The following is a 12,364-nucleotide window of genomic DNA, read 5'->3' as shown; positions in this document are numbered from 1 at the left end:
GAATGCCTGGGTAGCTCAGGGGTAGAGCAGACGATTGAAAATCGTCGTGTCGGTGGTTCGAATCCGCCCCCGGGCACCACTTTCCCAAACCAGTGAATCAGCCCCTAGATATCGACGCCGCTGGCAATCGCTTCCAGCTTGCGGATGCGTTCCTTGAGGTCTGCGATTTCGATCCGCGCCATACCTTCGGCGCTGCCGTTCTCCATTTCGGGCGGCAGGCGGCGCATTTCCAGCTCGCGGTTTTTCAGCGCCAGCCAGCCCTGCCATGCGGTGAGGACAGCGGCGGTCATGATGGCCAGCGCGAGCAGCGCGGTGGCGGCAATCAGCAGGTCTGCATCCATCATAGTCTCGGTCTCCCCTTTGCGGGCCTTTCAATACGTCCCATCAATGCGCGCGTTCAGTCGTCGCGCAGTTTGTCGATTTCTTCGGCGGTGCGGCGCGCCGGATCGGTGGCTATGCGCTCGAGCACTTTGACCCGCTCTTTCAACTGGTCGAGTTCCTGCCTTGCATCATCGCGTTCGGCTTCGAGCGCGCGGCGCTCTTGTTCCTCGAGCGTGCCGCTCTGCCAGTTCCGGCTACGTGTACGCTCCATCATCACGCTGCACACGCCGATGATAAGGACAATCAGGACGAGTGCGGCGGGGAAGCTCATCGCGCATTCTCCGACTTTGCTTCCAGCCTGTGCAGATCCTCGATCTCGCGCGCCAGATTGGCGCTGGGATCGGTGACAATGCGTTCGATCACGCGGAGCCGGTCTTCCCAGTTCTCCATGCTGACATTTGCGGTAAGCTGTTGCTGCGCCTTGGCTTCCTCGATCCGCGCCTGCAGCTCCAGCTTGCGTTCCTTGTGCGCGGCTTCGGCCTGCATGAAGAAGTACACGCCGGTCATCACGACCAGCAGGGCGACGGTGATGAAGCCGAAAATGAGGATCAGGTTCGGTTCCATCAGTTTGTCCCCTGCTTGCCGCGCAGGCTCTCAATCTCGTGCGTCAAGTGATAGCCGCTATCGGTGACGATCCGCTCCACATTGGCGAGCCGGTCTTTCATTGAGCCGAGTTCGGCGCGCAGAGCAGCGTTTTCTTGACTAAGAAGCTTAACCCGCTCCTCGTTCTCCTGGCTCTTGGGATAGACCGCCTTGCCCCAGCTGTTTTCCAGCGGGTAGCCGTTCTTGACCCTGATCCAGGTGGTGATGACCCAGCCGGCGCTGATCGAAATGATGCCCACGCCCATAACCGCGGGAGTGATAAGACCGAAATCCATTATACTGTATCCTTCTGTGCGAAGTTGAGCGGCGTGCCGCTATCGGTTTTGACGCTTGCGGGCACATCGCGCAAAGCCTCGATTTCCTCGGCCACGCGGTATCCTCTGTCGGTGACGATGCGTTCGAGCACGACCATGCGATCCTGCATCTTTTCCATCGTTTCCATCAGCTTGGCGTTCTGCTCGGCCAGCCGTTCCTCGCGGACTGTGTTAGCGGCGCTGTCCACCCTTTCGGTCTTGCCACCCCACTCGTCTTCCAGCGGGTAGCCGTGCTTGGCGCGAATCCAGTTGTTGACAAGCCAGCCGACATTGCAGGCGAGCGTGATGCCGACGATCAAGAAGGCCAGTTCCCAGCTCATTGTGCGCTTTCCTTCCGGGCAAAGTCCATCTGCACACCGCTGCCGCTCTCTTCGACCGACTTGGTGTCGCGCAACGCTTCGATCTGGGTGGCGACGTTGTAGCCACTGTCTGTGACGATGCGTTCAAGCACACGGACGCGGTCTTCGAGTTGCTGCACCTTGCTGGCGTATTGCGCTGCGCGTTCGGCGGTTTCCTCCGCTGTCGCGCCAATGCGCATTTCCGCCATCTTTCGCTGGTGGCTTGTCCAGATCGCTATGATCGGAATGCTCACGCCGAGGATCGGAATAAGGATGGCGAGTTCGCCCATGGGTTTGTCCCCTCAGTTAGGTTTCTGGCTTAGCGCAGCTGTTCGATTTCGCGGGTCAGCAGCGGGTTCGAATTGACATAGAAGCTCTCGACCTCGGCCAGGCGGCGATCGACATCCTTCATCCGGGCGCGGATTTCGCGGGCGGTGCGCTTGGGGTTCTGGCGAACGCCCTGCCAGTATTCGGTCTCTTTCGTATCCGCTGCGTAAAGATGCGGCGGCTTCTTGTTCAGCAGCAGGCCCATCAGGATGTAAGCCGGAATGGTAACAGTAGCGACCGGGGTGAGCCACGATATGATGCACATCAGTCGCACCCAGAAGATGCTGATCCCGGTATAATCCGCGATGCCTGAACATACGCCCAAAAGCTTCGCATTCTGCTTGTCACGATAAAGAGTGGTGCGGGGGGTGTTCATTTGCGGGCTCCTTTCTGCTGGGCGAGCAGCTGTTCAAGCTCGCGCAGGGGCGCATTGTCGGCTTCTTTGTCGGCTTGCAGGCGCGGCGGATCGAAGGCGGGGTTGTCGGCTGCAACCAGACGCTCGACAGTGTCCATCCGCTCATCCAGCCGCTTGGCGAGGCTGTAGAGATCTTCCAGCAGCGCCTCGTCATCCGTGGTGATGGTGGCGGCGGTTTTCCACTTGGTCACATAGTGCAAAACGATCCACGGCAAGGCGATGAAGAACATGGCAAAGGCCAATACTTCTCCGAAATCCATTGTTATTCCCCTTTGTTCTTTCCAGCGTCACCGCTCTTGCCGAGCAGACGCTTCATTTCCTCCAGCTCCTCGTCGACCTTGTCGCCGCCTTCGAGCGCGGCAAATTCGTCGGCGAGGCTGTTGCCGCTGCCATTCGAAATCTGCAGCGCATCGGCGCGGCCTTCGGCATAGTCGACGCGGCGTTCGAGCTGTTCGAAGCGGGTCAGCGCCTCGTCCACGCGTTCATTGGTCATCAGGCTGCGCAGCTTGACGCGGTTTTCCGCGCTTTCGAGCCGTGCGGCGATCTGCGTCTGGCGGCTGCGGGCTTCGCGCAGGCGGTTCTGCAGCTTGGCAATATCCGCCTCGTAAGCGCGCAGGGCATCGTCGAGCACCGCCATTTCCTGCTTCAGCTTGTCGATCATGTCGGTCGCCTTGCGCTTTTCGAGCAAAGCGGCCCGCGCCAAATCCTCGCGGTCTTTCGACAGCGCCAGCTGCGCCTTTTCGGCCCAGTCGGTCTGCAGGCGATCCAGTTTCACAACATGGCGCTGCATTTCCTTCTGGTCGGCAATCGTCCGCGCCGCGCTCGCGCGCACTTCCACCAGCGTTTCTTCCATTTCGAGGATGATCATGCGGATCATCTTGGCCGGGTCATCGGCCTGGTCGAGAAGCTCGCTGAAATTCGCGGCGATGATATCACGGGTACGGGAAAAAATGCCCATCCAGTTGCCTCCGGAAAAGTTTGCGGAACGGGTCGGCTGCGGGCTGGAGCGCAGACGGTCGATCTCGGCATCGAGACGCGAGCCGACGCGCTTCAGCTGGTTGCCCACCGGGGTCAGGGGATTGCGGTCGTCGTCGCTCATGCAAGTTCAACCGCTGCGTGCGTGGCGATCAGCATATCGGCGGCGCCCATATCCTGCTGCATCTGCGTGAACACGGTGAACATGATCATCGCGGCAACGCTGACCAGCGCGGCGTAGCCGAGTTTGCTGGAAAAGAAGCTGCGGTCGAACATCGTGGGTATCTCCTGAAAAACTTTCTACGCCATGAATAGCAAAGGGCGTGCCAAACCGCAGGAGTGGCGGATTTCCGAGAGATTTTTGTAGATTCCTGTAACCGGATGTGGTTTTTCTTGCCAGAATGTGGGAAATATCACTATATCTTGGTGCATGGAGCAGAAAAGCCAGTTTATCGGCCAGTCGGGCGCCTTCCTCGATGCGGTGGAACGCACCAGCCGTGCAGCGCCGATGGCGCGCCCCGTTCTGGTAATCGGCGAGCGCGGGACGGGCAAGGAACTGATCGCCGAACGTCTGCATCGCCTTTCCGACCGGTGGGAAGAGCCGCTGGTCACCATGAACTGCGCCGCGCTTCCCGAAACATTGATAGAGGCCGAGCTGTTCGGCCATGAACAAGGGGCGTTCACCGGCGCTACCAAAGCCCGAGCCGGAAGGTTTGAAGAAGCCGACCGGGGGACGCTATTTCTCGACGAACTGGGCACTTTGTCGATGGGCGCGCAGGAAAGGCTGCTGCGCGCGGTCGAATATGGCGAAGTCACGCGCATCGGATCGAGCCGCCCGACACGGGTGGATGTACGGATCGTTGCGGCCACCAATGAGGATTTGCAGGCGAAGGCCGAGCGCGGCGAGTTTCGCGCCGACTTGCTCGACCGGCTGAGCTTTGAAGTCATCACGCTGCCGCCGCTGCGGGTGCGCGAAGGCGATATCCAGGTGCTCGCCGATTATTTCGGGCGGCGCATGGCGGCGGAGCTTGGCTGGGAAAGGTGGCCGGGCTTTGCCGATCACATCGCCGACCGGATGGAGGACCATCCCTGGCCCGGCAATGTGCGCGAGTTGCGCAATGTGGTGGAGCGCGCGGTCTATCGCTGGGACAATTGGGATATGCCGATTGGTGAAATGGTGTTCGATCCCTTCGCCAGCCCGTGGAAGCCTGAGCCTATGGCCTCTTCCGCCCCCGCGCCGCGCGCGACAGGCTCTGCACCGATAGGTCATAGCCAGCCGCACCAGCCACGCTTCGACGACATCAGAGACCTGCGCGCTGCGGTCGACGCGCATGAGAAGGCGATCGTCGAACACGCGCTGGGGGCCAACCGCTGGAACCAGCGGCAAACCGCGAAAGCTCTCGGCCTGACCTACGACCAGCTGCGACACTGCATTAAGAAGCACGGCCTGGCGGACGGCGATTAAGCATTTGATTTCGCGCGGCAACTGATTACGGTGACGCTTGAAAGGACGCTTATGAAATTCATCGCATTGTTGAGCTGTGCTGCCATGAGCCTCGCAATGGCGCTTGCGCCTGCGGGTGCCGCAGCGCAGCAAGTCGATCTTTCACCGGAAATGCAGGTCGTGGTTGACGAGGCAGAGGCACGCGGCGCGCTGCTTTATCGATATGACCAGGCCGCGTGGCACGGGACGGACGCTTTTCTCGAAGATTTCAATCAACGTCGCGATGGCGACATGATGCGTGGCTACATCATTGTCAAAGGCGAGGGGAACTTGCTCGACGCGATCTTTTACGGAGACGTTGCGGGAGCAATGACTGAAGTTGCGCGCTACACGGTGGATGGTAACCGTGTGACGCGCCGTCAATATCACGAGGTTGATGCGCGTCCGCTCTTGTCGCCACAGGCGCGCAGGCTGGCCCATGTCCGCGAAATCGCTTTGGAGGCCGCTGCCAATGTAGAAATCGGAATGTGCGCGGACGCCGTGCCCAACACGGTCGTGCTGCCGCCTGATCCAGACGGATCGATCGATGTCTATCTACTGACTCCGCCGGTTCGTTCGGGAAGCTATCCGCTTGGCGGGCATTACCTGTTCGAAGTCGGCGCAGATGATACTATCATTGGTTGGCGTCGTTTCCTGAACACGTGTTTCGAGCTGGCACTTCCGGGAGTCACGGTGAATGGAGATGAGCCCATGAGTTCGGGAATCTCGCATTTCCTTGACCCGCATCCGACAGAAATCCATTTTTTCGCTTCTACATACACCATGATCCCGCTCTACGTTATCACGACAGACAATGAACTGGTGTGGGAGATCATCCGCGGTGAAGCCCACGGAACATCACGGATCGGAGACTAGATTTCGCGTCCGTCATTTGACATTCCACTGCATCGCGCCATCCTGCGCGGCGGACAGGAGACCCTTTTTCAATGCCCATTGCACTTTCGCGCATCCTTGGTGCTGCCGCCCTTTGCAGCTTTGCTGCCGTCGCCGCTATTCCGGGGCAGGCGCAGCAATTGCCGGAAGAGGAAACCCAAGCCGAGTTTCCGTTTAACGCTCCGTCGGAAGAGGCGCTTGCCTTCGCACAGGAGCGCGGGCAGCTGATTTTCGCGTATGATCAGGCCGCATGGCATTCGACCGACGCGTTTCTTGCCGCTTATGACGAAGCCCTCGGCCCCTATATGCGCGGCTATGTCGTGGTCCCATCGGATGCAGGCGAGACGCTCGACGCGGTCTATTTCGGCGATTTCGGAGCGGGACGGGTCGAAGTGGCGCGCTATACGGTTGACGGGTCGGAAGTGGTTGCGGGTGGTTTTCACCCTGCCGATGCAAGGCCACCGCTGTCCGCCATGGCGAGCCGTCTTGCCGACGCGCGGCAGGCAGTAGTTGCTTCGCTGTCGGGCGTGCAGATTACATTATGCGCCAATGCACAGGCCAACACGATTACCGTGCCCGATGGCGAAGGCGCGCATGTCTATGTCATGACCCCGCTCACGGATATGGAGAGCATTCCATTGGGCGGGCATTACCGCTTTTCGGTCAATGGGGCTGGGCAAGTCACGCAGCTGCACCGGCTGGAAGATGGCTGCCCCACCGCAGTCTTGCCTGAGATTACCCCCGAAACGCAGGCGGTTGTCCTCTCTCCTGTCGCCTTCACTCGCGCTGCTGAGCCGAGCGAGGTCCACGTTTGGGCCAGCATGATGCGATCCGTGCCGCTCTTCGTCAGCACGCCGCGCTCGCGCACAGTATGGGTGGTGGATGCAGGGACGATCCGCGAGCTGTCGGAAGACGATATTTCCGACGCCCCGCCGGGCGCTATCACGGCTGACTAACTCGCCTGTTGCTTTCCATCGGCGGCGCGCCTACATAGCTGCCATCCCGACATTGTCGTGACACTGAAGGGGCTGGCGCCGCGAGGGGCCGGCACCGAACCTCTTTGTCGCAGCCAATGTCCTGCAATTGGAGACCCGATGGCCGATATCGCGCGCCTGACCGAAGTGATCGCCCCCGAAGCCGAGGCTTTGGGGTTCGAACTCGTGCGCGTGAAAATGACCGGCTCGGGCGAAGAGCGCACTTTGCAGATCATGGCGGAAGACCCGGCGACAGGGCAGCTTGTGGTCGACCAGTGCATGGAACTCTCACGCCGTATTTCGGACCGCATCGATGCGATTGAGGAAGGTGGCGAGGAACTGGTTGCAGGCGCCTATCACCTTGAAGTGAGCAGCCCCGGCATCGACCGCCCGCTGACCCGCGCGAAGGATTTCGCCGATTGGGCAGGGCACGAAGCGAAGATCGCGCTTACCGACAAGATTGACGGCCACCGCAATTTGCGCGGCGAACTGGTCGGGATCGACGGCGATGTTGTCACCATCGCGGATAGCAAGGTGGGCACTGTTGCGGTGCAGCTGGAAAAGGTTCATTCGGCGAAGCTCGTCCTGACCGACAAGCTGATCGCTGCCACGCGCCCGCTCGATATGAGCGGTGTCGAAGATATCGAAGAAGCTCCGGAAACGGACACAGAGGAAGAAGAGGCTAATAGCTGATGGCCAGCCCCATTTCAGCCAATAAGGCAGAACTGCTTGCAATCGCCACCGCGGTCGCATCGGAAAAGATGATCGACAAGAGCATCGTGATCGAAGCTCTTGAAGAAGCGATCCAGAAGGCCGCACGCGCCCGTTTCGGGCAGGAAAACGATATCCGCGCCAAGCTCGATCCGCTGACCGGCGATCTGCGGCTGTGGCGCGTCGTTGAAGTGGTCGAGGAAGTCGAAGACTACTTCAAGCAGGTCGATCTGGCGCAGGCGGAAAAGCTGGAGCCGGGCAGCAAGGTCGGCGATTTCATCGTCGACCCGCTCCCCGCTATGGACGATCTGGGCCGTATCGACGCGCAGAGCGCCAAGCAGGTGATCTTCCAGAAGGTGCGCGATGCCGAGCGCGAGCGCCAGTATGAAGAGTTCAAGGACCGCGCGGGCGAAGTCATCACCGGTGTCATCAAGTCGGTCGAATTCGGCCATGTGATCGTCAATCTCGGCCGCGCTGAGGGTGTGATCCGCCGCGACCAGCAGATCCCGCGCGAAGCCGCCCGCGTGGGCGAGCGCGTGCGCGCGTTGATCAGCAAGGTGGAACGTAACAATCGCGGCCCGCAGATTTTCCTCAGTCGCGCGCATCCCGACTTCATGAAGAAGCTGTTTGCGCAGGAAGTGCCGGAAATCTACGATGGCATTATCGAAATCAAGGCCGCCGCCCGCGATCCGGGCAGCCGCGCCAAGATCGGCGTGATCTCGCATGACAGCAGCATCGATCCGGTCGGCGCCTGCGTCGGCATGAAGGGCAGCCGCGTGCAGGCCGTCGTGCAGGAATTGCAGGGTGAGAAGATCGACATCATTCCGTGGTCGGAAGACACCGCAACCTTCATCGTCAACGCGCTTCAGCCCGCCACCGTGGCGCGCGTGGTGCTCGACGAAGAGGAAGGTCGCATCGAAGTGGTCGTGCCCGATGACCAGCTTTCGCTCGCCATCGGTCGCCGCGGGCAGAACGTGCGTCTCGCCAGCCAGCTGACCGACAGCCAGATCGACATCATGACCGAGGAAGAAGCCTCGGAGAAGCGCAGCAAGGAATTTGCCGAGCGTTCCAATATGTTCGAGGAAGAACTGGACGTCGACGAAACGCTGTCGCAGCTGCTCGTTGCCGAAGGCTTCGTCGAGCTGGAAGAAGTCGCCTATGTCGAGCTGGAAGAGCTTGCGAGCATCGAAGGCTTTGACGAGGAACTGGCCGAAGAACTGCAGAGCCGTGCCAAGGAAGCGCTTGACCGGCAGGAAGAAGCGCACCGCGTTTCCCGCCGCGAACTGGGCGTGGAAGACGCACTTGCCGATATCCCGCATCTGACCGAGGAAATGCTCGTCGTGCTGGGCAAGAGCGGAATTCTGACGCTCGACGATCTCGCCGATCTCGCCACCGATGAGCTGATCGCCAAGAAGCGTGAAGCACCACGTCGCCGGCAGAGCCAGGACGGTCCGCCGCAGCGCCGCTCGCAGCGTAGCGAGGACAAGGGCGGCGTGCTGGGTGCATTCGGTTTGAGCGAAGAGCAGGGCAACGAGATCATCATGGCCGCCCGCGCGCACTGGTTCGAGGACGAGGACGTAGCCGAACCGGCCACTGCCGAGACCCAAGCAGAGGAGGCCGCCGATGCGGAATCCTCAACATGACCCATTAGGTTCGTCTGAACCCTGCGAAGGCGCCTCCCCCGAAACGGGGAGCGAACGGCGCTGCGTGCTCACCGGCCAGAGCGGTGCGCGCGACGCGCTGATCCGCCTTGCGGTGTCGCCCGATGGCGATGTGCTGCCCGATCCCAATGCGAAAGCACCGGGTCGCGGCGCGTGGATCGGTGTGCACAAAGCCCAGCTTGCTCAGGCCATGGCGAACGGCAAGCTGCGCGGCGGGTTGTCGCGCGCGTTCAAGACCGGCAAGCTAAACGTTCCTGACAATCTGCCCGATCTGGTGGAAAGCGGTCTCAAAACCGCATTCCTCCAACGGCTTGGGCTGGAAATGCGCTCCGGACGGATTATCTTGGGCAGCGACAGGATCAAAGATGAAGCGCGGATGGGCAAGGTCGCCGCGCTCTACCATGCCAGCGATGCAAGCGAAGATGGCCGGCGCAAGCTCGACCAGGCGTTCCGGGTGGGCAACGATGCCGAAGGCTCGGGATTGCGGGGAGAGGTTCTGCCACTAGACCGCAATGCCCTGTCTGTGGCATTGGGCCGCGAGAATGTCGTCCACCTGGCGCTTGCCGATGGTAAATCGGCGCAGCGGGTAGCCGTCCCGCTGGGGCGTTTGCAGACCTTTCTGGGTGCCGCACCAGCGGCCGGGACTAGCGAAGATGCCGGAGCTTTGACCGGCGTCGGCGTTGTTGATTGATTTTGAAGGAATAGTACGAGCTCATGAGCGAAGAAAACGACACACCGCAACGCACCCGCAAGCCGCTTGGCCTGAAGCGGGCGGTTGACGGTGGCGAAGTCAAACAGACCTTTAGCCACGGCCGCACCAACAAGGTGGCGGTCGAGGTGAAGCGTCGCCGCAAGCTCGTGAAACCGGGCGAGACCCCGCCGCCGCCTCCGCCGCCACCCCCGCCGCCTCCGCCGCCGCCCGTCGCTGCGAAGCCCGCGGCGAAGAAGCCGACCGCGCCTGCGGGTGAAACGCCGCAGGAAAAGGTCAAGCGCCTCCAGCGCGAAGCCGAGGAGGACCGGCTGCGGCAGGCTGAGGAAGCACGCAAGCGCGAGGAAGAAGAAGCGCGGCAAGCTGCCGAAGAAGAAAAGCGTCGCGCCGAGGAGAATGCCAAGGCCCGCGAAGAGGCCGAGAAGCGCGCCGCCGAAGAGCCTGCGACAGCGCCCCAAGCGGAGGATGCCGCCACGGTTGATGCCGAGCCCACGCAGGACGATGGTGACACGAGGGTCCCTGCCGCGCGCAAGTTTACGCCGGTTGCGCGGCCCGAGCCCAAGCGTCCGCCCAAGAAGGAAGAAAAGCCCAAGCGCAGTGCGGGCGGCGGCAGCGGTGCGACCGACAATCGCCGTTCGGGCAAGCTCACCGTCAACAAGGCGCTCAACGAGGATGAAGGCCGCCGCGCCCGCAGCCTCGCCGCGCTGAAACGTGCGCGCGAGAAAGAACGCCGTGCGCAGGGCGGGTTCTCCAGCCAGCCGCGCGAGAAGCAGGTGCGCGATGTGGTGGTGCCCGAAGTCATCACCGTGGCCGAACTTGCCAAGCGGATGGGCGAAAAGGGCGCCGATCTGGTCAAGGAACTGTTCAATCTGGATATGATGGTCACCGTCAACCAGACGATTGACCAGGACACGGCGGAATTGCTGGTCGAACAATTCGGCCACAACATACAGAAGGTTTCCGAAGCCGATGTCGATCTGGATACGGCCGAAGATGCCGATCCCGAAGAGACGCTGCGCCCGCGTCCGCCGGTTGTCGCGGTTATGGGCCATGTCGATCACGGCAAGACCAGCCTGCTCGATGCCCTGCGCAAAACCAATGTGACGCGCGGTGAAGCAGGCGGGATCACCCAGCATATCGGTGCTTACCAGGTTACGACCAAGGACAAGCAGACGATCACCTTCCTCGATACGCCGGGCCACGCCGCCTTCACCGAAATGCGCGCACGCGGTGCCAATGTCACCGATATCGTCATTCTGGTGGTGGCTGCCGATGACGGGATCATGCCGCAGACGATTGAGGCCATCAATCACGCCAAATCGGCGGGTGTCCCGCTGATCGTGGCGATCAACAAGGTCGACAAGCCCGAAGCCGATCCGAACAAGGTGCGCACGCGCCTGCTCGAACACGAAGTGGTCGTGGAAGAAATGTCGGGCGATGTGCTGGATGCCGAAGTTTCGGCAAAAACCGGCGCGGGTCTTGATGAACTGCTCGAAAAGATCGCTTTGCAAGCCGAACTGCTCGAACTGAAGGCGCGGCCCGACCGCGACGCCGAAGCCACCGTGATTGAAGCGCAGCTGGACAAGGGCCGCGGCCCTGTTGCCACCGTGCTCATCAATCGCGGCACGCTGAAGCGCGGCGATACTTTTGTCGTCGGCACCGAAAGCGGCAAGGTGCGCGCGCTGATCAACGATCAGGGCAAGCAGATCAAGGAAGCCGGCCCCTCCATGCCGGTGGAAGTGCTGGGCCTTTCTGGCGTCCCCTCCGCGGGCGACACGCTGGCAGTGGTCGAGAACGAGCAGCGCGCCCGCGAAGTCTCCGCCTACCGCAAGGAAAAGGCGACCGAGAAGCGCACGGCGCTCGCCCCCACCAGCTTCGACACGATGTTCAACAAGAGCAATGTGATCGAATGGCCGGTGGTGGTGAAGGCCGATGTGCAGGGCTCGGTCGAAGCAATCGTTACCGCGCTGCACAACCTATCGAACGATGACATCAAGGTGCGCGTGTTGAATGCGGGCGTGGGTGCCATCACCGAAAGTGATGTGACGCTGGCGAACGCCTCCAAAGCGCCGGTCATCGGCTTCAACGTGCGCCCCAATGCCAAGGCACGCGAACTGGTGAAGCGCGACGGGGTGCGGATGATGTATCACGATGTGATCTATCACCTGACCGACGAAGTGACGAAGGAACTGCTTGGTGAACTTGGGCCCCTCAAGGTCGAAAACGTCATTGGCCGTGCCGAAGTCAAGCAGGTGTTCCCGGCGGGCAAGCGCGACAAGGCAGCGGGTCTGCTGGTGGTCGAAGGCGTCATCCGAAAGGGCGTGCACGCGCGCCTCACCCGCGACGACGTTATCGTCTCGGCCACCGTCATCCAGTCGCTGCGACGCTTCAAGGACGATGTCGACGAAGTGCGCACCGGCCTCGAATGCGGTGTGGTGCTGGAAGACACGAACGACATCAAGCCGGGCGACCAGCTTGAAGTGTTCGAGGTGTCGGAGCAGGAGCGGACGCTTTGATTGCCCTATCGTCATCCCGGCGCAGGCCGGGATCCAGCTGACTTGGTGCGAGGCCGGACTGGA

General features: G+C 61.4%; 17 protein-coding genes and 1 tRNA gene. 8 read left to right on the top strand and 10 right to left on the bottom strand.

What is annotated here, in order from left to right; genetic code table 11:
• The first annotated feature begins 4 nt into the window (after nucleotides 1-4).
• Nucleotides 5-79 (top strand) — tRNA-Phe (locus tag ACS0VV_RS09925).
• Nucleotides 80-104: 25 nt separating this feature from the next.
• Here the strand turns inward: ACS0VV_RS09925 and ACS0VV_RS09920 are convergent.
• The 10 genes from ACS0VV_RS09920 to ACS0VV_RS09875 are packed head-to-tail and all read right to left on the bottom strand — an operon-like array spanning nucleotide 105 to nucleotide 3,629.
• A complete protein-coding gene (locus ACS0VV_RS09920) occupies nucleotides 105-344 on the bottom strand; it encodes a hypothetical protein (RefSeq protein WP_151972054.1) in 240 nt (79 codons plus the stop codon).
• Nucleotides 345-397: 53 nt separating this feature from the next.
• A complete protein-coding gene (locus ACS0VV_RS09915; protein ID WP_483532550.1) occupies nucleotides 398-652 on the bottom strand; it encodes a hypothetical protein in 255 nt (84 codons plus the stop codon).
• The gene (locus ACS0VV_RS09910) at nucleotides 649-945 is read right to left on the bottom strand and encodes a hypothetical protein (protein ID WP_483532549.1); all 297 of its coding nucleotides are present in this window, start codon (nucleotides 943-945) and stop codon (nucleotides 649-651) included. The genes ACS0VV_RS09915 and ACS0VV_RS09910 overlap by 4 nt, the downstream gene beginning before the upstream one ends.
• A complete protein-coding gene (locus tag ACS0VV_RS09905) occupies nucleotides 945-1,259 on the bottom strand; it encodes a hypothetical protein (protein ID WP_483532548.1) in 315 nt (104 codons plus the stop codon). Before ACS0VV_RS09905 ends, ACS0VV_RS09910 begins: the two co-directional genes overlap by 1 nt.
• Nucleotides 1,259-1,618 carry a hypothetical protein gene (locus ACS0VV_RS09900; RefSeq protein ID WP_483532547.1) on the bottom strand — a complete coding sequence of 120 codons (360 nt, stop codon included), beginning with the start codon at nucleotides 1,616-1,618 and terminating at the stop codon, nucleotides 1,259-1,261. The genes ACS0VV_RS09905 and ACS0VV_RS09900 overlap by 1 nt, the downstream gene beginning before the upstream one ends.
• Nucleotides 1,615-1,926, bottom strand: coding sequence for a hypothetical protein (locus ACS0VV_RS09895; RefSeq protein WP_483532546.1), 312 nt, complete (start codon nucleotides 1,924-1,926; stop codon nucleotides 1,615-1,617). The genes ACS0VV_RS09900 and ACS0VV_RS09895 overlap by 4 nt, the downstream gene beginning before the upstream one ends.
• 29 nt (nucleotides 1,927-1,955) lie before the next feature.
• Complete coding sequence (pspC, locus tag ACS0VV_RS09890) at nucleotides 1,956-2,339, bottom strand: envelope stress response membrane protein PspC (protein WP_151972042.1); 384 nt, start codon at nucleotides 2,337-2,339, stop codon at nucleotides 1,956-1,958.
• Nucleotides 2,336-2,638 (bottom strand): envelope stress response membrane protein PspB, encoded by a 303-nt coding sequence (gene pspB / locus ACS0VV_RS09885; protein ID WP_483532545.1) that lies wholly within the window; start codon nucleotides 2,636-2,638, stop codon nucleotides 2,336-2,338. The genes pspC and pspB overlap by 4 nt, the downstream gene beginning before the upstream one ends.
• 2 nt (nucleotides 2,639-2,640) lie before the next feature.
• Nucleotides 2,641-3,477, bottom strand: a complete 837-nt coding sequence (pspA, locus tag ACS0VV_RS09880; protein ID WP_483532544.1) for a phage shock protein PspA — start codon at nucleotides 3,475-3,477, stop codon at nucleotides 2,641-2,643.
• Entirely contained in the window at nucleotides 3,474-3,629 is a 156-nt protein-coding gene (locus ACS0VV_RS09875) for a hypothetical protein (protein ID WP_483532543.1), read from the bottom strand. The genes pspA and ACS0VV_RS09875 overlap by 4 nt, the downstream gene beginning before the upstream one ends.
• Before the next feature lie 154 nt (nucleotides 3,630-3,783).
• Between ACS0VV_RS09875 and pspF the strand changes: the two genes are divergently transcribed.
• From pspF to infB, 7 genes are all read left to right on the top strand, one after another.
• Nucleotides 3,784-4,818, top strand: a complete 1,035-nt coding sequence (pspF, locus tag ACS0VV_RS09870) for a phage shock protein operon transcriptional activator (RefSeq protein ID WP_483532542.1) — start codon at nucleotides 3,784-3,786, stop codon at nucleotides 4,816-4,818.
• 51 nt (nucleotides 4,819-4,869) lie between these two features.
• The gene (locus tag ACS0VV_RS09865; protein ID WP_483532541.1) at nucleotides 4,870-5,712 is read left to right on the top strand and encodes a hypothetical protein; all 843 of its coding nucleotides are present in this window, start codon (nucleotides 4,870-4,872) and stop codon (nucleotides 5,710-5,712) included.
• Nucleotides 5,713-5,783: 71 nt separating this feature from the next.
• Nucleotides 5,784-6,686, top strand: a complete 903-nt coding sequence (locus ACS0VV_RS09860) for a hypothetical protein (RefSeq protein WP_483532540.1) — start codon at nucleotides 5,784-5,786, stop codon at nucleotides 6,684-6,686.
• A gap of 138 nt (nucleotides 6,687-6,824) precedes the next feature.
• Nucleotides 6,825-7,397 (top strand): ribosome maturation protein RimP, encoded by a 573-nt coding sequence (rimP, locus tag ACS0VV_RS09855; protein WP_483532539.1) that lies wholly within the window; start codon nucleotides 6,825-6,827, stop codon nucleotides 7,395-7,397.
• The gene (gene nusA, locus ACS0VV_RS09850) at nucleotides 7,397-9,058 is read left to right on the top strand and encodes a transcription termination factor NusA (RefSeq protein ID WP_483532538.1); all 1,662 of its coding nucleotides are present in this window, start codon (nucleotides 7,397-7,399) and stop codon (nucleotides 9,056-9,058) included. Before rimP ends, nusA begins: the two co-directional genes overlap by 1 nt.
• Nucleotides 9,039-9,767, top strand: coding sequence for a DUF448 domain-containing protein (locus ACS0VV_RS09845; protein ID WP_483532537.1), 729 nt, complete (start codon nucleotides 9,039-9,041; stop codon nucleotides 9,765-9,767). Before nusA ends, ACS0VV_RS09845 begins: the two co-directional genes overlap by 20 nt.
• A gap of 23 nt (nucleotides 9,768-9,790) precedes the next feature.
• Nucleotides 9,791-12,301: a translation initiation factor IF-2 gene (gene infB / locus ACS0VV_RS09840; protein ID WP_483532536.1), complete on the top strand. Its 2,511-nt coding sequence runs from the start codon at nucleotides 9,791-9,793 to the stop codon at nucleotides 12,299-12,301.
• The last annotated feature ends 63 nt before the right edge of the window (nucleotides 12,302-12,364 follow it).

The organism is Aurantiacibacter sp. KMU-128 (genome assembly GCF_056933515.1).
Note: the sequence above shows the minus strand (reverse complement) of the source record. Positions and strands in the feature narration are given on the sequence as shown.